The organism is Ruegeria sp. YTSA075 (assembly GCF_059610245.1).
In genome coordinates this window covers 234,233-259,630 of sequence record NZ_JBXWNG010000002.1, presented here as the reverse complement: position 1 = coordinate 259,630, position 25,398 = coordinate 234,233, and the positions used below count along the sequence as shown (strand labels likewise).

Annotated in this window: 24 protein-coding genes and 1 riboswitch; of the genes, 16 read left to right on the top strand and 8 right to left on the bottom strand. The window is 55.8% G+C overall.

Annotated features, from left to right (window positions below):
• Positions 1-17: 17 nt before the first annotated feature.
• The 3 genes from AC2FGE_RS04375 to AC2FGE_RS04365 are packed head-to-tail and all read left to right on the top strand — an operon-like array spanning position 18 to position 3,904.
• Positions 18-1,379 (top strand): glutamine synthetase family protein, encoded by a 1,362-nt coding sequence (locus AC2FGE_RS04375; protein WP_496817979.1) that lies wholly within the window; start codon positions 18-20, stop codon positions 1,377-1,379.
• A gap of 3 nt (positions 1,380-1,382) precedes the next feature.
• Positions 1,383-2,762 (top strand): aldehyde dehydrogenase family protein, encoded by a 1,380-nt coding sequence (locus tag AC2FGE_RS04370; protein WP_496817978.1) that lies wholly within the window; start codon positions 1,383-1,385, stop codon positions 2,760-2,762.
• Positions 2,759-3,904 carry an iron-containing alcohol dehydrogenase gene (locus AC2FGE_RS04365; protein WP_496817977.1) on the top strand — a complete coding sequence of 382 codons (1,146 nt, stop codon included), beginning with the start codon at positions 2,759-2,761 and terminating at the stop codon, positions 3,902-3,904. Before AC2FGE_RS04370 ends, AC2FGE_RS04365 begins: the two co-directional genes overlap by 4 nt.
• A 30-nt stretch (positions 3,905-3,934) precedes the next feature.
• Here AC2FGE_RS04365 and AC2FGE_RS04360 read toward each other — a convergent pair whose 3' ends face one another.
• Positions 3,935-4,384: a MarR family winged helix-turn-helix transcriptional regulator gene (locus AC2FGE_RS04360; protein WP_496817976.1), complete on the bottom strand. Its 450-nt coding sequence runs from the start codon at positions 4,382-4,384 to the stop codon at positions 3,935-3,937.
• A gap of 62 nt (positions 4,385-4,446) precedes the next feature.
• On the opposite strand from AC2FGE_RS04360, the gene AC2FGE_RS04355 reads away from it, so the two are divergent.
• Entirely contained in the window at positions 4,447-5,916 is a 1,470-nt protein-coding gene (locus AC2FGE_RS04355; protein WP_496817975.1) for a multicopper oxidase domain-containing protein, read from the top strand.
• A 47-nt stretch (positions 5,917-5,963) separates the two neighbouring features.
• Here AC2FGE_RS04355 and AC2FGE_RS04350 read toward each other — a convergent pair whose 3' ends face one another.
• Both AC2FGE_RS04350 and AC2FGE_RS04345 read right to left on the bottom strand, forming a co-directional pair.
• Positions 5,964-7,043 carry an FAD-binding oxidoreductase gene (locus tag AC2FGE_RS04350; protein ID WP_496817974.1) on the bottom strand — a complete coding sequence of 360 codons (1,080 nt, stop codon included), beginning with the start codon at positions 7,041-7,043 and terminating at the stop codon, positions 5,964-5,966.
• A 5-nt stretch (positions 7,044-7,048) separates the two neighbouring features.
• Positions 7,049-8,272 carry an aromatic ring-hydroxylating oxygenase subunit alpha gene (locus tag AC2FGE_RS04345; protein WP_496817973.1) on the bottom strand — a complete coding sequence of 408 codons (1,224 nt, stop codon included), beginning with the start codon at positions 8,270-8,272 and terminating at the stop codon, positions 7,049-7,051.
• 112 nt (positions 8,273-8,384) lie between these two features.
• A riboswitch (cobalamin riboswitch) is annotated at positions 8,385-8,588 on the bottom strand.
• A gap of 224 nt (positions 8,589-8,812) precedes the next feature.
• Between AC2FGE_RS04345 and AC2FGE_RS04340 the strand changes: the two genes are divergently transcribed.
• Entirely contained in the window at positions 8,813-9,940 is a 1,128-nt protein-coding gene (locus AC2FGE_RS04340; RefSeq protein WP_496817972.1) for an aminotransferase, read from the top strand.
• A 286-nt stretch (positions 9,941-10,226) separates the two neighbouring features.
• A complete protein-coding gene (locus tag AC2FGE_RS04335) occupies positions 10,227-11,291 on the top strand; it encodes a helix-turn-helix domain-containing protein (RefSeq protein ID WP_496817971.1) in 1,065 nt (354 codons plus the stop codon).
• A 68-nt stretch (positions 11,292-11,359) separates the two neighbouring features.
• Here the strand turns inward: AC2FGE_RS04335 and AC2FGE_RS04330 are convergent, their stop codons facing one another.
• Positions 11,360-12,211: a MipA/OmpV family protein gene (locus AC2FGE_RS04330; protein ID WP_496817970.1), complete on the bottom strand. Its 852-nt coding sequence runs from the start codon at positions 12,209-12,211 to the stop codon at positions 11,360-11,362.
• Positions 12,212-12,500: 289 nt separating this feature from the next.
• Here AC2FGE_RS04330 and AC2FGE_RS04325 point away from each other — a divergent pair, with 289 nt between their 5' ends.
• Positions 12,501-13,073, top strand: coding sequence for a hypothetical protein (locus AC2FGE_RS04325; RefSeq protein WP_496817968.1), 573 nt, complete (start codon positions 12,501-12,503; stop codon positions 13,071-13,073).
• A 37-nt stretch (positions 13,074-13,110) separates the two neighbouring features.
• Here AC2FGE_RS04325 and AC2FGE_RS04320 read toward each other — a convergent pair whose 3' ends face one another.
• Complete coding sequence (locus tag AC2FGE_RS04320) at positions 13,111-13,551, bottom strand: hypothetical protein (RefSeq protein WP_496817967.1); 441 nt, start codon at positions 13,549-13,551, stop codon at positions 13,111-13,113.
• Between the two features lie 120 nt (positions 13,552-13,671).
• Here AC2FGE_RS04320 and AC2FGE_RS04315 point away from each other — a divergent pair, with 120 nt between their 5' ends.
• From AC2FGE_RS04315 to AC2FGE_RS04305, 3 genes are all read left to right on the top strand, one after another.
• A complete protein-coding gene (locus AC2FGE_RS04315) occupies positions 13,672-14,442 on the top strand; it encodes a helix-turn-helix domain-containing protein (RefSeq protein WP_496817966.1) in 771 nt (256 codons plus the stop codon).
• Between the two features lie 93 nt (positions 14,443-14,535).
• Entirely contained in the window at positions 14,536-14,925 is a 390-nt protein-coding gene (locus AC2FGE_RS04310) for a VOC family protein (RefSeq protein ID WP_496817965.1), read from the top strand.
• Positions 14,926-14,943: 18 nt separating this feature from the next.
• The gene (locus tag AC2FGE_RS04305; RefSeq protein WP_496817964.1) at positions 14,944-15,408 is read left to right on the top strand and encodes a GFA family protein; all 465 of its coding nucleotides are present in this window, start codon (positions 14,944-14,946) and stop codon (positions 15,406-15,408) included.
• Here AC2FGE_RS04305 and AC2FGE_RS04300 read toward each other — a convergent pair.
• The gene (locus AC2FGE_RS04300; protein ID WP_496817963.1) at positions 15,405-16,115 is read right to left on the bottom strand and encodes a helix-turn-helix transcriptional regulator; all 711 of its coding nucleotides are present in this window, start codon (positions 16,113-16,115) and stop codon (positions 15,405-15,407) included. The two genes, AC2FGE_RS04305 and AC2FGE_RS04300, sit on opposite strands and share 4 nt — an antisense overlap.
• Before the next feature lie 109 nt (positions 16,116-16,224).
• On the opposite strand from AC2FGE_RS04300, the gene AC2FGE_RS04295 reads away from it, so the two are divergent.
• Complete coding sequence (locus tag AC2FGE_RS04295; RefSeq protein ID WP_496817962.1) at positions 16,225-16,650, top strand: VOC family protein; 426 nt, start codon at positions 16,225-16,227, stop codon at positions 16,648-16,650.
• A gap of 39 nt (positions 16,651-16,689) precedes the next feature.
• Here the strand turns inward: AC2FGE_RS04295 and AC2FGE_RS04290 are convergent, their stop codons facing one another.
• Entirely contained in the window at positions 16,690-18,489 is a 1,800-nt protein-coding gene (locus AC2FGE_RS04290; protein WP_496817961.1) for a vanadium-dependent haloperoxidase, read from the bottom strand.
• A 186-nt stretch (positions 18,490-18,675) separates the two neighbouring features.
• Positions 18,676-19,260 carry a choline-binding transcriptional repressor BetI gene (gene betI / locus AC2FGE_RS04285; protein WP_496817960.1) on the bottom strand — a complete coding sequence of 195 codons (585 nt, stop codon included), beginning with the start codon at positions 19,258-19,260 and terminating at the stop codon, positions 18,676-18,678.
• Positions 19,261-19,373: 113 nt separating this feature from the next.
• Here betI and choX point away from each other — a divergent pair, with 113 nt between their 5' ends.
• The 5 genes from choX to betA all read left to right on the top strand — a co-directional run bounded on the left by choX (position 19,374) and on the right by betA (position 25,368).
• Positions 19,374-20,291 (top strand): choline ABC transporter substrate-binding protein, encoded by a 918-nt coding sequence (gene choX, locus AC2FGE_RS04280; protein ID WP_170535326.1) that lies wholly within the window; start codon positions 19,374-19,376, stop codon positions 20,289-20,291.
• 81 nt (positions 20,292-20,372) lie between these two features.
• Positions 20,373-21,203 (top strand): choline ABC transporter permease subunit, encoded by an 831-nt coding sequence (choW, locus tag AC2FGE_RS04275; protein ID WP_496817959.1) that lies wholly within the window; start codon positions 20,373-20,375, stop codon positions 21,201-21,203.
• A gap of 2 nt (positions 21,204-21,205) precedes the next feature.
• Positions 21,206-22,228, top strand: coding sequence for a choline ABC transporter ATP-binding protein (gene choV, locus AC2FGE_RS04270; RefSeq protein WP_496817958.1), 1,023 nt, complete (start codon positions 21,206-21,208; stop codon positions 22,226-22,228).
• Between the two features lie 33 nt (positions 22,229-22,261).
• Entirely contained in the window at positions 22,262-23,713 is a 1,452-nt protein-coding gene (gene betB, locus AC2FGE_RS04265; RefSeq protein ID WP_496817957.1) for a betaine-aldehyde dehydrogenase, read from the top strand.
• Positions 23,714-23,724: 11 nt separating this feature from the next.
• Positions 23,725-25,368: a choline dehydrogenase gene (betA, locus tag AC2FGE_RS04260; RefSeq protein ID WP_496818294.1), complete on the top strand. Its 1,644-nt coding sequence runs from the start codon at positions 23,725-23,727 to the stop codon at positions 25,366-25,368.
• Positions 25,369-25,398 lie beyond the last annotated feature (30 nt).

Sequence of the window (25,398 nt, the reverse complement as noted above, 5' to 3'; positions counted from 1 at the left end):
TATTCAAGGATTGCCAAATGATCTCTCCGCTCACCTTTGATGCACTGAAAGAACAGGCCGCTTCGGGCGCGATTGACACTGTTCTTGTGTGTTTTGTCGATATGCAAGGCCGGCTCATGGGCAAACGGTTCCATGTGTCGAACTTCCTTGAAAGCGGCCATGAGGAAACACATTGCTGCAACTACCTTTTGGCCACTGATCTTGAGATGGCGACCCCAGATGGCTACGCCTCGACCAGTTGGAGCCAGGGGTATGGCGATTATGTGATGAAGCCAGACCTGACGACGCTACGGCCTTTGCCGTGGCTGGAAGGAACGGCAATGGTTCTGTGTGATGTTATGGATCACCACAGCCACGCACCGGTGTCACACGCACCCCGACAGGTTTTGAAACAACAAATCGCCCGCGCTGAAAGCATGGGTCTTACCCCCAAAATGGCCACGGAGCTTGAGTTTTTTATCTTCAAAAAACCGCTCGATGAGATGCGCGCTGAATGCTATCGCGATCTAACCACTCTGGGGCCGTATAACGAGGACTACCACATCCTTCAGACCACCAAGGAAGAACATGTGATGCGCCCCCTACGCAATCACTTGTATGCCGCTGGAATTCCTATCGAAAACTCCAAAGGTGAGGCCGAGGTTGGTCAGGAAGAACTGAACATCAAATACGCTGAGGCACTGCTTTGCGCTGATCACCACACGATTGCGAAACACGCCACGAAAGAGATCGCGTGGCAACAGGGTCATTCCGCCAGTTTCCTGCCCAAATGGCATCAGGATCGGGTTGGAAGTGCCTCGCATGTGCACATGTCGCTTTGGCAAGGCGCTGAGAACGCTTTCCAGGGGGATGGCGCGCACGGGATGTCTGACCTGATGCGGCATTTCATGGCCGGGCTGATCGCCTATGCGCCAGATTGTACTTACTTCTTCGCGCCGTACATCAATTCATACAAGCGTTTTGCAAAGGGTACATTTGCACCGACCAAAACCGCCTGGTCTGTCGACAACCGCACCGCCGGTTTCCGGCTCTGTGGGGCAGATACCAAGGCCGTCCGGGTCGAATGCCGCATCCCAGGATCGGACATTAACCCCTATCTGACCCAAGCTGCGCTTTTGGCTGCCGGGCTAAAGGGGATTGAAGACAAGCTGACACTGGCCGATGCGGCCACAGGTGACATGTACGAGGATGACAGCGTTCCTGAAATCCCTCGCACTTTGCGGGCGGCCACCGAAACCTTGCGCGGTTCTACGATGCTGCGCGGGGCAATGGGCGATGATGTGATCGATCACTACACTCGCGCGGCTGAATGGGAACAGGAAGAGTTTGACCGCATCGTCACTGACTGGGAAATCGCCCGCGGTTTTGAAAAGGCCTGACAGATGAGCAAGATCACCTGTACCTCCCCCATTGACGGCTCGGTCTATGCTGAACGGGCGTGTTTATCCGCTGACGCAGCACGGGATGTCATTTCGCGGGCCAAGGCGGCACAACGCGATTGGGCTGCGCTGCCTTTGCAAGATCGCATCGCCTATGTGAACAAAGCCGTTGCCTATATCGGTGAAACCACGGATCGCATGGTCAAGGAACTGGCGCATCAAATGGGCCGCCCAGTACGCCATGGTGGTGAGTTCGGCGGCTTCGAAGAACGCGCCCGTTACATGGCTTCGATCGGCGCAGACGCGCTGGCCCCGATTGTGGTCGAAGACTCAGATGATTTCCTGCGCAAGATCGAGCGGGAACCGCAGGGCGTTGTCTTTGTCTTGGCCCCCTGGAACTATCCCTACATGACCGCGATCAACACGATTGCACCCGCGCTGATCGCTGGCAATGCGGTGGTTCTGAAACACGCATCACAAACCATTCTGGTTGGGGAACATCTGGCCGAGGCCTTCGCGGCCGCTGGCCTGCCCGACGGGGTGTTCACCAATATCGTGTTGGATCATGACACAACCTCGACCCTGATCGCCGAGGGTCATTTCGGATTGGTCAACTTCACCGGCTCAGTGGGCGGAGGCCGCGCGATGGAACGTGCCGCTGCAGGGACGTTCACAGCGGTTTCAACCGAATTGGGCGGTAAAGACCCCGGATATGTGCGCGCCGATGCGGATTTGGATGCGGCAGTTGAGACGCTGATTGATGGGGCGATGTTTAACTCGGGCCAATGCTGTTGTGGGATCGAACGAATATATGTTCATCACAGCCTGTTTGACGCATTCGTCGAAAAGGCGGTCGCGTTGGTGAAAACCTATGTGCTGGGTGATCCGCTTGACCCTTCAACTACTCTCGGGCCGATGGCGCATATACGGTTTGCACAAGAAGCGCGCGCCCAGATCGATGAGGCGATTGCAGCAGGTGCTACAGCGCATATCCCAACCATGCCCGCCGATGATGGGGGCGCCTATTTGACCCCGCAAATCCTAACGGATGTAACCCATGACATGCGGATCATGCGAGATGAGACCTTTGGACCGGCGGTGGGTATCATGCCCGTGCAAGACGACGCTGAGGCCATTCGTCTGATGAATGACAGCCAGTTCGGCCTGACCTGCTCGCTCTGGACCCGCGATGCAGATGCGGCAGAGGCGATTGGTCGCCAATTGGAAACCGGCACCGTATTCATGAACCGTTGCGACTATCTGGACCCCGCCCTGTGCTGGACCGGATGTAAAGACACCGGGCGTGGTGCTGGCCTGTCAACTCTCGGCTTTCAAGCTGTAACCCGCCCCAAATCCTACCATCTGAAGAAGCTGAAATCATGACCCAAACCGCCAATTGGAGCTACCCCAACCCCATCCGCTTTGGTGCTGGCCGCATCGCCGAGATTGGCGAGGCCTGCGCAGCGGCAGGGATCGCGAAACCCCTGCTTATCACTGATCGGGGCCTTGCCGAGAATGAGATCACCAAGCGGACCCTGGCACTGATGGAAAGCGCCGGGCTGGGATCGGGACTTTTCGCCGAAGTTGACGCCAACCCCTCAGATCTAAATGCCGAGGCTGGTGTCGCAGCCTACAATGCAGGTGGTTATGACGGGGTGATCGCCTTTGGCGGTGGATCGGGCCTTGATCTGGCCAAAACCGTTGCCTTCATGGCAGGTCAGACGCGCCCTATCTGGGATTTCGAAGATATCGGCGATTGGTGGACCCGCGCGGATGCAGATGCCATTGCACCGGTTGTGGCCGTTCCCACCACGGCAGGCACCGGGTCCGAAGTCGGCCGAGCCAGCGTGATCACGAATTCAGAAAGCCACGAAAAGAAAATCATCTTCCATCCCAAGATGCTGCCTGCTCAGGTCATCATGGACCCGGAACTGACAGTAGGTATGCCCAGATTCATCACCGCAGGGACGGGGCTGGATGCCTTCGCCCATTGTGTCGAGGCCTATTCCAGCCCGCATTACCATCCGATGAGCCAAGGCATCGCGTTGGAGGGGATGCGACTGGTCAAAGAGTATTTGCCCCGTGCCTACGCAGACGGCAGCGATCTGGAGGCACGCGGTCAGATGATGAGCGCGGCCGCCATGGGCGCGACAGCGTTTCAGAAAGGATTGGGAGCGATCCATGCGCTCAGCCATCCCGTAGGCGCAGTTCATCATACCCACCACGGCACGACCAATGCAGTGTTCATGCCCGCCGTTTTGAAGTTCAACGCCGATGCTATCCACACACGATTTGATCAGGCGGCGGCTTATCTGGGAATTGAGGGCGGCTTTGACGGGTTCTGCGCTTTTGTCGATGGCTTCAATGCGTCATTCAACATTCCGCGCACTCTCACCGAACTGGGCGTAAAAGACCCGGATTTCGATGCGCTGACAGAGGCCGCTTTGCGCGACCCAAGCGTAGGCGGTAATCCCATCCCACTCACTGCACGAGATATCCGAGGCTTGTTCGAAGCGACCAGATAAGACGCAGTCTTTAGGTCGGAATAGCCGACCCTAAGTCTGGGTGGTTACAACAAGGTCCTTTAGCAAAGCGCGCAGATGCTCTTTGCTATCGGCCCCCAAGGTATCGGCGATTTCCGCCTCAATCCCTCTGATCTGATCTGCGGCGCATTTGCGCCAGCGGTGACCTTTTTCCGTTATTGTCACCACTTTGTCGCGCTTACTGTCAGGCCCCGTGTCAACGGTAACCATGCCATGTGCGACCAACCGGTCAACCGCCTGCTGTGCAGCCTGACGAGAAAACCCCATCTCTCGATGAATGACAGATAGTTTAGCCGTGCGCCCGCGCAGCTGGGCAAAGACCTGCATATCTGCGGGCCGTATCGCGGCAAACTCCGTCTGTGCCCGCGCATCACCCATGCGCGCGTTCCAATGGGCGATCAAAGTCATCATCATGCCTTTGATGTTTTGGTCCAGAAAGTCATTGTCGCGTTTATCAATCAAGGTTGACAATTTGTCCTCACGCCTATTTCATCAATCTTAGTTGATATTGATTGGTGACTTCAATGGATCGCAGAACATTTCTGAAAACGTCTGGGGCAACTGCCTTGGCTGCAGGCGGCGGCATTGCCTGGGCCCAATCTGCCCCGCGCGCCCTGCCGCTAGTTCCAATGACGGACCTTACAAACGGGATCGAAGAGCGTATTGCGCTGACGCTGAACCCATCGACGCATGACTTTGGCACTGGTGCACAAAGCGCGACTTTCGGGATAAATAACAGCTACCTCGGTCCGGTTCTTAAGGTTAAACAAGGCCAAACGCTGCCCTTTGACGTAGTTAACAACATAGGTGACATGTCGACCCTTCATTGGCACGGGCTGCATATTCCGGGAGGTGTGGATGGCGGACCACATCAAGAGATCGCGCATGGCAGCGTCTGGTCGCCGGATGTGCCGATTGTTCAACACGCTTCGATGAACTGGTTTCATTCTCATATGCATGGCAAAACCGCACGCCAGACCTATCAAGGGCTTGCCGGTGTCCTGTTGGTCGAAGACGACGGTAGCCTTTCAGCCGATTTGCCGCAGACCTATGGGGTGGATGATTTCACGCTGATCCTTCAGGACAAGATGTTCGATGCAAATGGACGCATGAGCTACAATGTGTCTGCTGCCGTGTTTGAGGATGGCTTTGAAGGCGATACTCTTATCGTCAACGGCACCATCACACCCGTCGCGCAAGCGGTTCCGACCGGCCTTGTGCGGCTTCGCATTCTGAATGCCTGCAACGCGCGTTTCCTTGGACTGTCAATGGAAACCGGGCCAATCACGGTGATCGCATCGGACGGAGGGTTTCTGCCCGCACCCGTCGAGGCGGAAAGCATCCTGATGTCGCCTGGTGAAAGGTATGAGGTTCTTGTGGATATGAGCGCGCTTGAGGCGAACGCCTTAAATGTCAATCTGAACGGGAACGGTGGTGGGTTCTTTGCCAACCTTTTTGGAGGGAACCAAACAGTGACCGCTTTGCGGTTGGCGAGAACCGCACAAACCGGTTTCACCGGGTCAATGCCGACCAGACTGGCCAATCTTACCCCTGCCCAACCCTCTGATGCGAAAGTCACGCGATCTTTTGAGTTGAACATGAATGTCGGGGCCGATCTTGCGGCACTTGCGCTGGCTTGGGACAATTTCTGCGGCGATGCCGGAGCGATGGCCATAAACGGGCTACCAATGAAAATGGACCGGATTGATGAGACGGTCAGAAAAGGCGATACCGAAATCTGGCGTATCTCAGTTGATGATCAACTGCACCCCTTTCACATCCACGGCTGTTCCTTCCGCATTCTCTCGCAAAACGGAGGCCCCGCGCCCACCTATGCGCAAGGCTGGAAAGATATGGTCCATATCGAAGATGGCTGGTCCGAAGTTCTGGTGCGGTTCGACCATGATGCGCCTTCTGACGCGCCCTATATGTATCACTGCCACATCCTAGAACATGAAGATTGCGGCATGATGGGGCAGTTCACCGTTTCATAGTAGGATCAAACAAACCGCCCTGGGCGCATTCCGGGGCGGTTTTGAGACTAAACCTCCACCTCAACCTTACCGATCGGGTTGGAACAGCAGGCAAGAATATAACCGGCTTCGATATCGTCTTCGGATATTCCGCCATTGTGGACCATATGCACCTCACCTGCGGTTTTTCTGACCTTGCAAGTCCCGCAAACGCCGAACGTACAGCCAGAGGGGATGTTCAACCCAACCGACCGTGCAGCGGCCAGAACCGTGTCGGTTTCGGCAACTTTGGTGGTGACACCCGAGCTTGCGAACAGGATCTCAGCCTTACTGTCATCATCAGGGACCACATCGTCCAGTTCTGGCTGATCGGCCTCGGATTCAATCGGCGCGCCAAAGCTTTCCTGATGGTAGTTGTCCATGTCATAACCCAGCCCGACCAGTGCCTCGCGAACCGCCTGCATAAAAGGTTCCGGGCCGCAGCAATAGACCTCACGCTCGAGATAGTCAGGCGCCATCAGGCCCAGCATCAACTGGTTGAACTGCCCCTGATACCCCGTCCACGGACGATAACGATCTGCTTCTTCAACGACAAATTTCAAATCCAGTCCCGGGGTCCGGCTGGCCATGTGTTCCAGCCGCTGACGAAAGATGATCTCGGACGGTCGCTTGGCGCAATTGATAAAGACAATATCCAGATCACGCCCCTCATCCCACATGCAGGTGGTCATCGACATCATCGGCGTGATGCCGGACCCGGCAGAGATGAACAGGTATTTGCCTGCCGTGCTTTGAACATTCGAAAACAGCCCGGCAGGCCCGATGGCTTTGATCCGCATGCCGGGTTGTAGGTTGTCCAACATCCAGCGCGTGCCGATGCTGTCTGGCTGGGCCTTGGCGGTGATCGTGATCGACCGTGGCCGCGAGGGAGAAGAAGAGATCGTGTAGGTGCGATGCACAACCCCACCCGGTTGTCCTGGAGCCGGGATTTCCAAAGTCAGGAACTGTCCGGGGTGGTACGCAAACATCGACCCAGACGGGGCGCGAAAAGTGAAACTGGCCGTATTTACCATCTCGGGGACGACTGACACACATTCCAGTGTTTCGGCATCCTGCCAGATACTCACAACAGTGTTGAGATCTTTCATCACCGCTACTCCGCCGCCACTGTTTCGGGGGCCAAGCGACCAACCAGCGTGTTGCAATACCAATCCACGAATTGCAGCACACCAGATTCCTGCGTCGGCGAATACGGGCCAGGCACATAGGCCGGGCTGTTGATACCCAGTTGATTATCCTCGACCACCTGACGGTCTTCGTCATTGGTGGCAATCCAGACCTCGGTCAGACGTTTCAGATCGTAATCGATCCCTTCGACGGCATCCTTGTGAACCAGCCATTTGGTTGTGACCTCGGTCTCAGTCGGGCTGATTGGTGTGACCCGGAACACGATGGAATGATCAGCCAGAAAGTGGTTCCAGGTGGTTGGATAGTGGAATTTCAACAATGCACCTGCATCCGCAAAGGGCGATCGGCCCAGCCAGCGCCGCACAGCGGATTTCCCATCCATTGTATAGCTTTGCGCCCCTTCCTTCAGAGGCATCCGAGCCATACGGAATTGCCCGCCTTCATGCAGGTGGAATTGCGAGGGCATCCCGGCGGCTTCGCATCTGTCAAAATGGGCTTGCATGTGTAGCGGCGTCTCACCCCCTTCGATTCCAGTGACTGCAGGATCATCAGGGAAGGTGCGGCACAGCGCGGGATGGTTGCCACCGCAGTGGTAACACTCGCGGTTATTCTCCCAAACCAGCTTCCAGTTGCCGTTCTCAATGATTGAACTTTCAAAAGCCACTTTGGCGTTGCCCAAATCATGCGGCTCAAGATAGGGGCGTGCGGTATTGGCGAACATGTCGAAATCTGGGGGGTTATCAGCCAGACAGATGTAAACCAACCCGGCAAGCTCACGGCAATGCACTGTCATCAGACCGTGCTGTTTGGGATCGAAATCCGACCCCATATCACGCGCCCACAGCAATGAGCCATCAAGCTCATAGGTCCATTGGTGGTAGGGGCACACCAGTTTGGGTGCATTGCCTTTTGCAGCCTTGCAGATGATCGAACCACGATGGCGGCAGGTGTTGTGAAACGCCCTTACGTGGTTGTCTGCACCACGTACAATGATCACGCGATAGGCACCCACGGTATAGGTAACATAATCCCCTGCTTTCGCCAGTTCACAAGCCGGAATGGCAAACAGCCAGTCGCGATAGTGGATGGCTTCAAGATCGGCCTGAAAAACCTGAGGATCGGTGTAAAAGGCCTGCTCGAGCGCGTGGCCGGGGATGCGACGTGCCAACAGGCTTTGAATGCTGTTCATTTCTGGCTCTCCTGCCGCGCCCCGCGGCATTGCTTGGGCAGATGACAAGGAGGAACCGTCCGGAAGCGCGCGAGGAACACGTCCGAAACATGTGCCCCCACCGCCACCCGCGGTTTGACATATCTGCGAGGCTGGTTTCCGGACTTGAAAGGGGCTTGCGCCCGGCTACGACACCTTCCCGGGATCCTCGTCCCAGTGGTTGATTGTCGAACCTGACCTTCCTTACCGTTGCGGGGGCAGCGCCGGAATTTCACCGGCTTCCCAATTCTCCGCTGCCTGAGACTCAAACAGCGGCACCTCACATGCGCAGGATAAAGTCGTGCCGTTCATATGCTGAGAGACATGCGACATTTTCAGTTTCAAAACAGACATCTTGATGTTCGGGTCGAACCAGCGTTCGCGGAGTAAATTTCTACCATACATCTCAGGCACAAAACCTGCCTTCTTCCGCTTGGTTGGTTTGAGGTTATAAGGGATCTTCATGGCCTGTGCCGTCAGTGACGTGCCAAAGCCCCAAATGCTGAGAGTAGGAGAGCCCCAATGGAAATCAGACCCTTTGGCGTTGAGATGTGGATGAATGAGTTCGAAACAACCTGTGAGCTCAATTTGGCTGAGACCTGCGTTCAGTCCATCACGCTGGGCGAACTGTTCGACATGGCTGGCCAGCACAACAGCATTCTGAACGATCTGTCATCCATGAAGATGACCTATGGCGCAATTGAAGGGTCAGAGCGTCTGCGCGACGCGATCTGTGGCCTGTATGACAATCAGGGCCGCGACAATATCCTGACAACACATGGGACCATTGGCGCGAACTCTCTGGTGCATCAGACACTGGTGTCGCGTGGTGATCACGTGATCTCTGTAATCCCGACCTATCAACAACACTATTCCATCCCCGAAAGCATCGGTGCAGATATTGAACTGCTGCATCTGCGGCCCGAAAACGCCTTTTTGCCCGATCTGGATGAGTTGCGAGCGATGGTGCGACCCGATACGCGCCTGATTGCGATCAACAATCCAAACAACCCAACCGGCGCGCTGATGGATCGTACGATGTTGGAACAGATTGTAGAGATCGCGCGTGGTGTCGATGCCTGGCTGCTTTGTGACGAGGTCTATCGCGGAACGGATCAGACAGGCAACGGCTTCACCGCCGCGGTCGCGGACCTGTACGAAAAAGGGATCAGCACGGCGGGCATGTCCAAGGCCTATTCACTTGCTGGGTTGCGGGTTGGCTGGATCGCGGGACCCAAAGAGTTGATGCATGATGTGATGATCCACCGGGACTACAATACCATCTCGGTCGGCAAGATCGACGAAATGCTAGCCGCTATGGCGCTGGAACACCGCGACAAGATACTGGCGCGTGCGCACCGGATCACCCGCGAAAACCTGCGGATCGTTCAGGATTGGATCACGAACGAGCCGCTGCTCAGCTGGGTGCCGCCAAAATCCGGCACTACGGCCTTGCTGAAATACGATCTGCCAATGTCCTCGCGCGATCTATGCGTGACGCTTTTGCAAGAAGAAGGTGTGATGCTGACGCCGGGCAGTGCGATGGACATGGAGGGCTGGCTGCGGCTTGGCTACTCCAACCCGACAGAGGATCTTAAAGTCGGTCTGGCCCGGTTCTCGGAGTTTCTGGCGCGCCACGCCAAGTCATAGCTAACCAAAGGTCCGCGCACAAAAAATGCAGATTTGAAACCTGTTAACACCCCCTCAAACGTCCTGTCCGATCAAAAGAGACGACAAACCCCATGAAATTGTTAGATGTCAGATCACATGCTGTAGAGGGCATGAAGAGGCTGCAGCGCGAGACCACCCGTGGTCGATTTTCAGAGAGTAAATAATATTGGAATCCGCTACCCAATTCGTTGATACCGCCTTTATTGGGCTATGCTTGTTTTGTGCTAATCTGCTGTTTTTGCGAAAGCGCGATACCGGTGTGTTCATGCCACTGGCCGCTCTGTTTCTTATACAAGGCCTGTCCTCTCTTGGCGCTTTGATCGCCGACGCGTCGGGAAGTGAGGACGAGTTCAATCTTGTGATGCGCGTCAGCGTGCTTGTGGTTCTGTTCGATTTCGCAAGCCCCTTTTTGTTCTGGCTCTATGTCCGGGCCTTGACCAGCGAAGCGGATGAAGCGCCCAAGCCAAAGCTGCACTATCACCTGCCCCCGATCATCATTTCCGGGCTGCTCATGTCATCCCTGATGTTTCTGCCAACGGATCTGAGCGATGTGGACCTTCCAGAGGACGATCCACGGTTGTTGCGGTTTGTGTTGATCGCCTTGGCGGTTTTGGTCGCTGATGTACTGTTCCGGATCATAATGGCCGTCTACCTGATCCTGATCATCCGAATGTTGATGACCTATCGCAAACGGTTGCGCGAAGTCTTTGCAAGCACCGAGAACCGAGAGCTGACTTGGGTTTGGGTGATTACTTTCGCAGCCATGTCATTTTGGTTTCTGTCGGCGGCCGTCAGCATACTTACAGTGTCCGAGGCTGTTGGGTTCGAGGTACAAGATGAGTTGCTTGATTTCCTGGAAAGCCTTGCCCTGCTATTCCTGTTCTGGGTCATTGGAATATGGGGGCTGCGTCAACGCCCTGGTCTATCCCGAACACCAGTGACAGACCCACCTGACCCGGATGAGCCGTCAGGACGCAAATACAAGAAATCAGCCCTTGACGAAGAACGCGCTGCGCGGATCGCGAAGAAGATCGAAACGGCAATGAGCCAGGACCTGCTGTACCGCGAACCGAACCTTAGCCTGTGGGATCTGGCCAAACATATCGGGGTCACATCGCACTATGTTTCGCAAACGTTGAATGCCAACCTGAACAGCACATTCTTTGACTATATCAACCGATGGCGGATCAATGATGCAATCGAACAGTTGACTTCGACCAATGAGACCATTCTGAACATTGCGTATGATGTTGGCTTCAATTCGCGCTCGGCCTTTTACAAGGCGTTCAAACGCGAAACGGGGAAAACCCCATCTGATGTGCGCAAATAAGCTCTGAAGCAACTGAACCAGCACGATTGCCGTGCTGGCCCAGTCGACGAGGTGTCGCCTGTCAGGTCTTAGAACTGGTAGGCGACTGACACGACGGCTGCATAGTTTCCTTTGGATTTCACAATCGGGCTGTCCGCCGCGTCGCCCAACAGGCGCGAATAGGCCAACAAGCCGGTGACACCCCAGCTTCTGCCAATCTGCTTGCTGACGCCAAGTTCGACATTCAGCGCATTCACACCAGATTCCGCTGTGTATTGACGCAGACCTGAACGGGCGGATTGGGCTGAGGTCACACCAAAGAAACTTTGGTTGTAGTCATCATCCGCCCAATCGACAGAAACCCCGCCGATCAGAACGACACCGTTTTGGCTGGTTTCGTCGCTGTAAGGTCGACCTGTCGGGGCCAGCGCGCCTCGGATCACACCAAACGGCACCTGCGTCTGCAGACCCAGTGACACAACGGTACCTTCCGAGCCGCCCAGAAACTTCCTGACATCCGCCGTCGCGGTCAGGCTTTGACCCAGATCGAACTGCGTTCCCAAGGACAACACGGCGCTATTATCGATATCGCCCAATCCTTTCAAATCGTCGCTATCGTCTTCGTCCCGTCCGCCGCCATAGCCGACAGCCGCAGACACACGAAATCCGTTCTGATCGTAAAGGAAGGCGCCCAGCCCCTGATCCGAGATTACAAACCTGTCGCGCCAGACACCTTCAAAGGTGACCAGCGGTGCCAGTTCATACTCATCCGACCCTTGATATTCGGGGACCAATCCGCCGCCTGCGCCGATGTAAAATGCCCAGTCTTTGTCCGAAGCCGGTAAGGTATTGGCAACCTGGGCGGATATTGGGGTGCTGCTCAGCACAACGCCAAATCCAATTGCGGCAAACCTTCCGCAACTACGAGAATTCAATGTCATGAATTTCCTCAATCTACTTACTGTTTTGATGACGATCAGCGACCGTCAGGTCGGCGACTGGCAAGGCGTTTCAACATGCGCCCCGTTTTCGGGCGCATCACCAAAACGCCCTGATCAGACGCAGCACCAAACTATCCATCATTCAAACAAATACGGTCCGATCCGGTCGAACGGGACATTCCGAGCTGTTCTCGCCGATGGGTCGAGACGCTTAAAACATGTTGTTCGGCTTAGTTTTTCACCACCACCGCGTGTTTGCGCAGAGGCCATGATTCAAAGGAGTAGAAACGTGCAACATAAGCACAGAAAACGCATTTTCATTCTAAGACGTTACAAATCCGGTCGTGTTCTGGATACGGACACCAAGAAAGCCCTGCTGCTGTTTCTTGCGATGCTTCTGGCTTTTGGCATTGCCTCGGCGCAACGGGCCTCGGCTGCGGATATCCGGCCCAAAGATGGTGTCTGGCAGGGCGCAACAACCGTTCGTCAGGTCAACGGCTGCACGCCTGAAATTCAGCAAGAAATCAAAAGCGGACCGCAGACCGAAATCCTGTATCATGACTCGATGACCTTTAAGGCCCCGTTTGACTTCAAACAGTTTAACCGCGTGCTGGATGCGGATGTGAGCTGGACCAAACAAGGCCCAAATCAGTGGCATGGCACTGTGGTTGAGACCGAGCGCACGATGTTTGGCGCAGTAACCAGCACCACCGAGTTAAAAACCCTTGTCGCCAGTGAAACACAGATCAAGCAAACTGCCGTCATGACTGTTTCATTTTCGCGGCGGCTGGCAGAGAAGCTTGGGGTTTCAGCACCTTGCGTCGTCGATATCGATATCACCCACCAGCATCTCGGCCCATGAAACAGAAAGTCCATCCGATCCCCGGCTCAAAGCGCCCTTAGCCAGCTTTTGCTGTCGATACACCCTTTGAGGCGAAGCGGTCCAGAAACGGAATGGTGAACATCCCTAAGAACACAAGGTTGCCGATCAGATTAAACGGTGCGCCCGCCAGCACAGACCCCAAGCTGTCGACGCAGAACCATGTCCAGATCGAAACAAGGATGACCCGTTTTGAGAATACAGGCGCGATGCGCATACCCTCGCCCGCCAGCGCCCAGAGCAGGACACCCCAACCGACCATGATCCCCCCGCCGATCGCGCTGAGCAGTCTTTCCCCCTCGGACGTAAGTCTCTGCGCGCCATCGATCGGCCAAAAGATCAGATCGCCCAAAAAGGTTGGCACCGCAGCCATGGCGGGGTGTGCTCCCATCCAGATGACGCCGCCGAACAAAATCACTAACCCGGCCCCGGTTTTCAAAAGCTTCTCTTGCAGGTCCATGGCATGTCCTTTCTTTTAATATCGATGATTGCGACCTAAGACTACGCAAGTAATGCAGGCAATTACCTGCCAGGTAAGGAATGTGATTTAGGTGACGCAGAGCGGTGAAGGAGGGCAGTTATGGCACAGTTCGGTTCGCTGCTGAAAGGCTGGCGCAGCACTCGTGGGCTAAGCCAGCTGCAACTGGCAGGTCTCGCGGATGTTTCAGCACGCCATATTTCGTTTTTGGAAACCGGTCGCGCGCGACCCAGCCGCGACATGGTTCTACGCCTGTCTGAGGTTCTGGAGGTCCCAAGACCCGAGCGGAATCGCCTGCTGAACGGGGCCGGATTTGCGGCGCTCTATGGGCAGGAAGCCCCCGACAGCGCCTTGCTGAAGCCCATTAATGATGCGATCACACATCTTCTGTCCAGCCACGATCCCTACCCTGCGATTGTTCTGGATGGGCTTTGGCGACTGCGACAGCTCAATCAAGCGGCCCGCGCGTTGTTGGCGGTTGCAGGCCTGTCCGAAGGGGATAGTCTGATTGAAGCAATTTGCGATCCCGATTGGGGACCCAGCATTGTCGAGAACTGGGGAGAGGTTGGCCATCACACGTTGGTCCGTCTACGATCCGAGAGCTTGCAGGCTGGCGGAGTGTCCGAACTGGACGAAGCCGCTGCACGGCTGGCCGCCGATCCGGCCATTGCAGCCTGGCGACCCTCAGGGCCGTTGCCGCCTGTGATCCCCACGATATATCGGGCCGGTCACTTGCGGCTTAGCCTGTTCTCCACCTTTTCCCAGTTTCGCACCGCAGAAGACATTGTCATTGCGGATCTGAATATCGAACTCATGTTTCCCGCAGATGCAGAAACCCAGGCCACACTGGAGATGCTGGCTACCTCACGATGACCTCCTATCGTGCCATCGCATAACACCTTCCCCGCCCGCGACAGGGCGAGGATACGGACCTTTTCATCCATAGATTTACAGTAAGGACACCCGATGCAACGCGCCTTTACCAACATCCTGACCCATGATGTCACCGCAACAGCCATGTTCTACGAAGACCTGCTGGGCCTGACACGCAGCGGCGACTTTGGATGGTTTATCCTTCTGACCCATGAGGATCACCCAGCATTTGAGCTTGGCATTCTTGACAAAGATCATGAGTCGGTTCCAGATATTCTGGCATGGCCCCCCGCTGGTACGATCCTCACCTTTGTCGCCGACGACGTAGAGGAGCTGTATCGCAAAGCCATTGCAAATGGGGCCGAGATTATCCAGCCCCCGACTGATCTGTTCTACGGCCAGCGACGTCTGATGCTACGTGATCCGACCGGAACAGCCGTAGATATCAGCTCTCCCATTCGCCAGCGGACCCCCTCTGAATAGAAAAAGGAAGTGTTTATAATGGGCATCCCACAGCCCCCATATTCAGGCCAATGTCTGTGTGGCGCGGTACATATCACCATCTCGTCCCTGCCTTTGCTGACAATAGCGTGTCATTGCGCCGATTGCCAAAAACTCACTGCCAGCGCGTTTTCATTGACCACGATGTTTCCGCGCGACAGCTTTGCATGCACCGGCCCACTTGTAACAGGAGGGCTGCACTCGGCCGAGCGGCGGCATTTCTACTGCCGTTCCTGCCTCTGCTTTGTCTATTCCGAGGTCGGCCAAACAGACCGGATCAACCTGCGCACATCTGTGTTGGACGATGCCGGCAAGTTTGAACCCTTTCTTGAGGTTATGCGCGAAGACAAGTTGGAATGGTCCAACACCTCCTCTGTCCATCGCTATGACAGGTATCCGACCAGCCCCGAAGAGTTGCAGGCATTGATGACGGCTTACACGGCCTGGTGCACTACCGGAGACTAACTGCTTGATCCCAGGGTGAACCGCTTGCGCTCAGCCTCCATCGCTGCGCGCCATTTGGCTCGCAAGAGGTCCATCCGACGTGGGATTTTGTCCGACAGAATCTGTCCCTGAACGATCAGTTCAGTTCTGAAATATCGAAACCCCTCACGAAGTTCGCACCAGGCTGCAATAATCCGGTCTGCGTCCCGATAGCCCAGAAGGATCGGCCAGATCACCCGATCGGTCAGAGCATTCTTGCTGTCACGATAGGTCAGCGAAATCTTCGCACGCTGCCGGATGGCCTGACGAATGTCAGCCGCTGACAAGACCTCTGACACAGGAACAACAGGCACGACGCTTAGGATTGGGGCAGCAAACGACGCCTCGAACCGTGCCGGGCTGACCGTTTCGATCTTTGACAACAACTTTTCCGCAGCCAGCGCCAGCTCTGGCTCGCCACGCGTTCGCACCCATTGCGCGCCCAGAATTGCCGCTTCGATCTCATCTGAAGTCAGCATTAGGGGCGGCATGTGAAAGCCAGACTCCAGCACATAGCCAACACCGGCTTCACCCTGAATTGGAACGCCCTGGGCCATCAGGGCAGCGATGTCGCGATAGATGGTTCGTTTGGTCACTCCTAGCTCAGCGCCAATCGCCTGCCCCGAGATCGGAACCTTCGCCCGCCGCAGAATTTCAATGATCTCAAACAGCCTGTCACCGCGTCTCATGCCGCTCTCCCTTTTGGGGCAGGATACCTATGCTGACACCATGATGACAGCATGCTGTCAGCAGCGGACATGTAGGTATCAGATCAGACCTGAAACAGGAGATGATTGAATGAAGCACGTCCTATCTTTGACACTTGCGATGCTCTTCGCGGGCAGCGGCGGTTCGGCTGCACAAGATACAGCACTCTTGGCCATGGGCGCTTATGTGCCGACCAATGACATGCAGGAATCCGAAACATTCTATCGCACACTTTTCGGACGTGACCCGGTGATCCAACTGGAGGGGTTTGTCGCCTTCGATATTTCCGGCGGTTGGTTTGCGATCGTGTCACGCAACAAATACGCGCCTGACGCCCAAGCAGGCACCGGCGCGGTCCCGTATATTCAGTCAGGTGATTTGAACACCCTGCGTATCCGTATTCAAAACACAGGCGCTACGGCACCTGAAATTACTGAAGAACCGGGCATTCATCTGCTCAAGATCACTGACCCAAACGGCCGATTGATCGAGTTTTTTCAGCTTATCAGCCAGTGAAACAGTGCCCCCGAGGAAAACGGGGGCACCCTTCTTTGGTTATCGGTTTCCAATCCGGCGCACCGGACCGTCGAACGTGGGAACCGACAGGACAAAGGGATCAGTCGGGTAACAGATCGCCTGCTCTTCGAGCATCGCAATCGCGATCTCTTCACCCATTCGCAGACTGTCATAGTAGTCGGAGTAGTAGTGTACCCCGGCCATGTTGCGCCCGATTGAAATATTGGCCGCAAGTTTGTTCAGCTCACCTTCAAGCGTCAGAGGGCAGCCGATCACCGTGCGGTCAAGTTCACAACACCCCTCAGCGGGGGCGGTGTACTGAACCGCTTCGGAAATGCTGCGGTAGAACCCATCTTTCTCATGGTTGCAGTCTCTGTCGTCAGCGTTGATGCCCAGGACAGCACCGGTGTCAAAGAACGCCTTGAGTACGGTCACGCAGGCACCAGCCACTGTCGCATGCCCGGCACCATAAGCCGGATGCATGGGCGAGCCTTCGCCAAAGGCCATGGGCAGAAGGAAGTTGCCGTTGGTGAATTCATCCGGCTGGGCATCATTCCCATGGACGATCATACCAAGGGTTGATTTCCCGTTATCATCTGTGTTCTTGGACAGATCATCGCACATCTTGCTGAACGCCCCGCAGAGGCTGGGGTGGCATTGCTCAATCACATCCGCCTTGGCCAGGCGCGCGGCCAGCGCTTCGGGGCGCAGACGCAGATGGTTGTTGAACTTCTGGAACCGCACCGCCTTCAGCGCGCGTGTCGCCACTTCGGTCACCAGCGTCAGAATGTGCGGCCCACCATAAAGCGCAAAGCCGCCCGCATTCTGCGCCCGGCCCATGTCGGGATCGTAAACATCGCGCATCCCCGAGAGATTGGCAAACCCCGGATCAAACGGCGTACCCATTCCCAGCAGGATCAAACAGGCATTCAGATAAGCCTGATATAGCGCGTCATAGTGGACGTATGTGGCCAGATCACGGGGCGTTCTGATGAAACAGCGCTTCTTCTCGCTAAAATCTTGCCCCGCGCCACACATGTTAACGTCATAGCCCTGCTGAACGTCCAGCCAAGCCTGCCACGTCGTCATATAGTCATCGCCTTCGGCGGCTACCAAAACGCGTTGGTCCACCTGCTGCGCACCAAAACTGATAAAGCCATCCTTCAGATCGACGGAATTGGCCTGATCACGGGTACCAATCAACATGAATTGGGACAGGTACGGGCCTTTATCACAGCCCGGAGATGAACCCCGGAACGCTGTCTGGGCATCCAGCGTATCCTCGGTCGCGCGGGTGCGGCCTCGGTTGCCCGGGAACTTTTTCTTCGCAAAATCAAGCTTATTCAAACGAGCAACCGAATTGGCCAGAGCGGCACCCCCTGTCTGAAACTGCGAGAAGGATACATCGCGCAAAATGGCCAACTCATAGACTTCGGCCATCTCAAAGGTCAGCTCATCGCTGCACAATGCGGGCGCGGGCGGCATGGTAACTGCCTGCGCGTCGGGCCCTTCAAGATCGTAGACCACACCTGCTGTTGGTGCCTCCCACTTTCTGCGCCCCTTTCCTTCCGGCGGTTCTGGAACGTGAACTCGGGACGTAAACGGCTCGATCCAGCCTTCATCGATGGCCTGACGGAAGGCTTCGAAATGGTCCTTGTTGTCGACAAGCCCCGTCACGGGGTTATGATCAAGCCCTTTGGTAAAGCTCATCGGATAGTGTGCGGTGGCGTATCTCTGCTCGTCACCATTGGCGGTATGGTCTGGATGCATCCGATCACGCGCCATGCGTGCAGCGGATACCCGGCCTTCAAATGCGGCCTCTCGGCGATTGACTGCCATGTCTAACACTCCTTTGAAAACAAATATTTTAAATTGAATTGGTCTTAGAACGCTGGCGCGAAAAATAGCGTCAACGCGTGCTGCTCTCTATCACAGTGCGTGTTTCACCGCCGTGAAAAAGGTCACATTTGATTGTAGAAAAACTGCTGGTCTATGGCGAAGCAGTCGGATCAGGCGCAGCTTATGTCAGGCTACGGTCACCGAAAGGCTCTGACGCAGATAGCCCAGAGCAATTTCAGTTGCTTCATCGGGACTGAGGTTTCCACCCTTGAACGACAATCGAATGTAGAGCCCATCAATCAAAGATGCCAACGCAACCGCTACCTCGTCAGCTCGCGCGCCCACAAGTGGTTTCAGATTGCTTTTCAGGTTGGATTGCAGCCTGTGATAATAGATATGCAACAGACGTTCAGTGTCTTTGGAATATTGCGCCTGCACATAAAAGCTCAGCCAGGCATTGGTGATGCCGGGGCGGAAGTTCTGGCTGGAAAAACATGAGACTATAATAGCTTCCAGGCGTTGTTCAGGCGACCGTGAACGCGCCAGCCCATTGCGCACATCGGCGCCAAAGATCGCCAGAATGCGCCGCATGGCCGAGATCAGTATCTGTTCCTTACTGCCAAAATAGTGATGCGCCAACCCGCTGGACACACCTGCGACATCCGCGATCTTTGCAACCGTAATGTCGGTTGTACCAGTCCGCCCGATCTCGGCAATCGCGGCCTCGATAATCTCGTTTTTGCGTATGTCTTTGATTTTTGTTCTTGGCATATCCAGCGCCTAGTTCATCATAGAAACAGGGTCAAATAAATTGATTGTTGACTAATGAATCAATTTTTTGATTATACGTCAATAAATATACAAAAAGCCAATGGGAGAAGATGATGTCTTTCAAAGTGACTGCAACGGCGCTGGCGGCGCTTCTGAGCGCAAACGCTGCTTATGCGGCCTGCGACAAAGTTACGTTTTCGGATGTGGGGTGGACAGACATTACCGCAACGACAGCCACAACCACAACCATTCTTGAGGCGCTGGGTTATGAGACGGATGTCAAAGTCCTATCCGTGCCGGTGACCTACAAATCGCTCGAATTGGGGGATGTGGATGTCTTCCTGGGCAACTGGATGCCCACCATGGAGGCCGACATCGCCCCTTACCGCGAAGCAGGTACTGTGGACACGGTTCGGGCCAATCTGAAGGGTACGCAGTACACCCTGGCAACCAACGCGGCGGGTCGTGATCTGGGCATTGCAACCTTCGCCGATATCGCCACACATGCGGACGCTCTGGATGGCACCATCTACGGGATCGAGCCGGGCAACGACGGCAACCGCATCGTTCTGGACTTGATTGCCGAAGATAAGTTTGGCCTGTCCGCAATGAACCTGGTGGAAAGCTCGGAACAGGGCATGCTGGCACAGGCATCGCGCATCGATGGCCGGGGTAAACCCGTGGTGTTCCTGGGCTGGGCCCCGCACCCGATGAACTCGAATATGGAGTTGACCTACCTAACCGGTGGCGAAGAGTGGTTCGGCGCCGAAGGCGACGTCTATACCAACACGCGCAGTGGCTATGTCACCGAATGCCCCAATGTTGGCGCGTTGCTAACCAATCTCGAATTCACGCTGCCGATGGAAAACGAAATCATGGCAGCCATTCTGGAAGATGGTCAGGATCCGGCGGATGCGGCCAAGGCCTGGCTCGCTGGCAATATGGACACTGTCGAGGTTTGGCTGGACGGGGTCACAACGCTGGATGGCGGTGATGCGAATGCGGCGGTCAAAAGCGCTCTGGGCCTCTGATCTCAGCTAAAAACCAACTCTGTCTCCGGCCCTTATTTCTCCGTGAGGGTCGGAGATTTTTTGTGATGCGGAAGGGAAACCATGGATTGGCTAGAGGGTACGAAAATCCCGGTCGGGAAGTTTCTCGAACAGATTTTCTTATGGGTGCAGAATAAGGGTGCATTCTTTTTTGATGCTCTGGCAACAGGCCTCGAGGCGCTGATTGACGGCATTTTGTGGGTTCTTCAAACCCCCAACCCGCTGATCACGGTGCTTGCATTTACCGCAATATCCTATCTTTTGCAGCGCAATTGGAAGACCAGTTTGCTGGTATTTCTGTCCTTCTTGTTTGTGATCAACCAAGGCTATTGGGAAGAAACCACCGAAAGCCTGACACTGGTTCTGTCGGCCTGTGTCGTCTGCATGTCAATCGGTGTGCCAATTGGCATCGCCGCGGCTCATCGCCCGCGATTTTTCAGCTTTTTGCGGCCAGTTCTGGACCTGATGCAGACACTGCCAACCTTTGTCTATCTGATCCCCGCGATCGTCTTTTTTGGTATCGGAATGGTGCCCGGACTGATTGCAACGGTCATCTTCGTTTTGCCTGCCCCGATCCGCCTGACCCATTTGGGTGTGTCTTCGACGCCCGAATCGCTGCTGGAAGCCGTCGACGCCTTTGGTGCGACCCCGTTTCAGAAGCTTGTCAAAGTTGAAATCCCGTGGGCCTTACCGCAGATCATGGCCGGATTGAACCAGACTATCATGCTGTCGCTGTCGATGGTGGTCATCGCGGCTCTGGTCGGGGCCAGCGGTCTGGGGGTTCCGGTTGTGCGCGCCTTGAACCAGGTCAACACGGCGCTTGGGTTCGAAAGCGGCCTTGTCATCGTGGTTATCGCTATCGCGCTTGACCGCATGCTGAGAATGGAGCGCTGACCATGACAACTGCAGTCAAGTTCGACAATGTCTCGATTGTGTTCGGGGACAACCCGAAACGCGCTTTGCCAGAGATGGATCAAGGAAAGGATCGCGCTGAAATCCGTGACCTGACCGGTCAGGTTCTGGGGGTGCACGATTGCTCTCTGACCGTTGACGAAGGCGAGATTCTGGTTCTGATGGGCCTGTCCGGGTCTGGCAAATCAACGCTGCTGCGCAGTGTGAATGGCCTGAACCCCGTGGTGCGCGGCGATGTGCAGTTGCGCCATCAGGGATCTCTGGTCAATGTGAACCGCGCGGATGCGGCGACCCTGCGATCGATACGCCAAAGCAGCGTCGCCATGGTGTTTCAGCAGTTTGGCCTGCTGCCCTGGCGCAGCGTCCGTGAAAATGTTGGCCTTGGGCTGGAGCTAAGTGGCGCACCGCAAAAAGAGACCAAGGACCGCGTGGATCGCCAGCTTGAGCTTGTCGGCCTGTCCGAATGGGCCGATCTAAAGGTTTCAGAACTATCAGGCGGCATGCAACAACGTGTCGGGCTGGCACGGGCCTTTGTTACAGAAGCGCCGATCCTGCTGATGGATGAACCGTTTTCAGCCTTGGACCCGCTGATCCGCAACCATTTGCAAAACGAGCTGCTGGAGCTTCAGCGCAAACTCAAACGCACAATCATCTTTGTCAGCCACGATCTGGATGAAGCCTTCAAGCTGGGCGACAAGATCGCCATTCTTGAAGGTGGGCGCATCGTGCAAAGCGGAACGCCAAAGGAAATATATACGGACCCCGCGAACGAGTATGTGACGGAATTCGTCAATCATATGAACCCTCTGGGTGTTCTCACGGCCGAAGATGTCATGGGGCCACCCGGTCAGGCTGAAGGGCGCGAAATCCCGGCGGAGATGGCCGTCAAAGACGTCATGTCAATTCTGCCCGATGACGGAACGCCTTTGATCGTCATGCGCGACGGATCGCGTTTGGGCGAAATATCGAACACCTCACTGGTCAAAAACCTGTCCGATCGGTGCTGAACATCAGCCCCAGTGACATAACGGAATATCAAGATGGACTTTCAACCAAAGGCCAGCCATTTCGTGAATGGCGCCTATATCGAGGATGCAAACGGCACCCCGATTTCCTGCGTCTTCCCGGCAAATGGCGAAGAAATCGCACGCCTACATTCGGCCACGCCTGAGATTGTTGAGCTTGCCGTCAAATCGGCGCGAGCAGCGCAAATCCAGTGGGCCAAACAAACCGGAACCGAGCGGGGCCGGGTGCTGCGCCGCGCCGCAGACCTGATCCGCGCCCGCAATCATGATCTGTCCTGGTTGGAAACCCATGACACAGGCAAACCGCTGCAAGAGACGATCTGCGCCGATGCAACCTCGGGCGCAGATGCGCTGGAGTATTTCGGCGGGCTTGCCGCCAGCGTGACCGGCGAACATATCCCGCTAGGCGAAGATTGGGCCTATACGAAACGCGTCCCTCTGGGCGTGTGTGCCGGCATCGGGGCGTGGAACTATCCCACTCAGATCGCGTGCTGGAAAGGGGCCCCTGCTCTGGCCTGCGGAAACGCGATGGTCTTCAAGCCGTCCGAGTTCACGCCGTTGAGCGCACTGAAGATTGCCGAGATTCTGGTCGAGGCCGGTGCACCCGCCGGTCTGTTCAACGTCATACAAGGCTATGGCGATGTGGGCGCGGCGCTGACACAGCATCCTGATATCGACAAAGTCTCACTAACCGGCTCGGCTGCGACCGGGGCCAAGGTCTATGCCTCGGCTGCAGCGGGCATGAAGCATGTGACAATGGAACTGGGTGGAAAGTCGCCTCTGATCATATTCGACGACGCGTCGCTTGAAGAGGCGGTTGGCGGCGCGCTGCTGGGCAACTTTTATTCAACTGGTCAGGTCTGTTCCAACGGAACGCGCGTCTTTGTTCAATCCGGGATCAAGGATCGCTTTCTTGAACGGCTGATCGAGCGGACATCCAAGATCATCATCGGCGATCCCAGGGACGAAGAAACCCAGATGGGGCCGATGGTGTCGGCCCGCCAGCTTAAGATCGTCGAGGGCTATATCGCCAAAGGCAAGGCCGAAGGCGCAACCCTCGCCTATGGCGGTGCATCGATCGACAGAGATGGGTTCTTTGTTGAACCGGTCATCTTCTCGGATGTGCACGATGACATGACCATCGCGCGGGAAGAGATTTTCGGCCCGGTCATGTCGATCCTTGAATTTGAAACCGAAGACGAGGTGATCACCCGTGCCAATGACACCGAATTGGGGCTGGCAGCAGGCGTTTTCACCTCAGACCTGACGCGCGCGCATCGGGTCATTGACCGCTTGGATGCGGGCACCTGTTTCATCAATTCCTACAACGACGCACCGGTCGAAATCCCTTTTGGCGGGATGAAGAAATCCGGCGTCGGGCGCGAGAACTCGAAGGCTGCAATCGAACATTACAGCCAACTCAAAACAGTTTTCGTGCGAATGACACCTGTTGAGGCACCGTACTGATCATGACCAAGCTGAGTGCAGATTACATCATCATCGGCGCAGGCTCTGCCGGGTGTGCGATGGCCTATCGGCTGTCAGAAAACGGCAAACATTCGGTACTGGTGATCGAATTTGGCGGCTCGGATGTAGGGCCCTTCATCCAGATGCCTGCGGCGCTGTCCTACCCGATGAACATGCCCCTATACGATTGGGGATTCCAAAGCGAGCCGGAACCCCAGTTGAACAATCGACGTTTGGCGACGCCACGCGGCAAGGTTATCGGGGGATCGTCGTCGATCAACGGGATGGTCTATGTCCGTGGTCATGCGCTGGACTATGACCATTGGCAGGATGCCGGAGCTGATGGCTGGGCCTACAAAAACGTGCTTCCCTATTTCAAGCGGATGGAAACCTGGAACAGCGCCGGGCATGGGGGCGACCCGATGTGGCGGGGTACGGACGGGCCGCTTCATGTAACGCGTGGCCCCCGAAAGAACCCGCTGTTTCACGCCTTTGTCGAGGCCGGTCAACAGGCCGGATACGAATTGACCGATGACTACAATGGCGAAAAGCAAGAGGGCTTTGGCCCAATGGAGCAGACCGTCTACAAAGGTCGGCGTTGGTCTGCTGCGAATGCCTATCTGAGACCGGCCCTGAAGCGCGAGAACTGCCAGCTTGTCCGCGCCTTTGCCAAACGGATCGTGATCGAAAACGGACGCGCGACCGGTGTCGAAGTGATCAACGGATCAAAAACCGAGGTTCTGCATGCAAACCGAGAGGTGATTGTTGCGGCCTCATCCATCAACTCTCCTAAACTGCTGATGTTGTCCGGCGTTGGGCCGGCGGCGCATCTGAAAGAGCATGGGATCGACGTTGTCGCCGACCGACCCGGGGTTGGACAGAACCTGCAGGATCATCTGGAACTCTATATCCAGATGGCCAGTAAGCAGCCGATCACGCTGTATAAACACTGGAACCTGTTCTCCAAGGCCGTGATCGGAGCGCAATGGCTGTTCTTCAAAAAGGGTCTCGGGGCGTCGAACCAGTTTGAATCGGCTGCGTTTTTGCGGTCTGACCCTGCAAAAACCTATCCGGATGTACAGTACCATTTCCTACCTATGGCGGTGCGGTATGATGGCAAAGCCGCTGCCGAAGGTCATGGGTTTCAGGCACATGTCGGCCCAATGCGGTCCCCCTCTCGCGGATCAATCCAACTACGGTCGGCAGACCCGCTGGCCGCGCCGGAAATCCGGTTCAACTATATGAGCACCCAGCAGGACTGGATCGATTTTCGCAGGTGCATCCGCATGACGCGCGAGATTTTCGCACAGGATGCGTTCAAACCTTATGTGAAATCCGAGATCCAGCCCGGCGCGGCGTTGCAATCCAATGAGGATCTGGACGGGTTCATCCGCGAACATGCCGAGAGCGCGTATCATCCTTGCGGCACTTGCAAGATGGGCCGGGCCGATGACAAAACAGCCGTAGTCGACCCGGAATGCCGCGTGATCGGAGTAGACGGGCTGCGCGTTGCCGACAGTTCAATCTTCCCACGTATCACCAACGGGAATCTGAACGGACCCTCGATCATGGTCGGGGAGAAAGCGTCTGATCACATTCTGGGTCAGACGCCGCTGCCACCGTCAAATGCCAAGCCCTGGTTGCACGCGAGTTGAAAATTGATGCGCGGTCGCACCGGAGCCGAT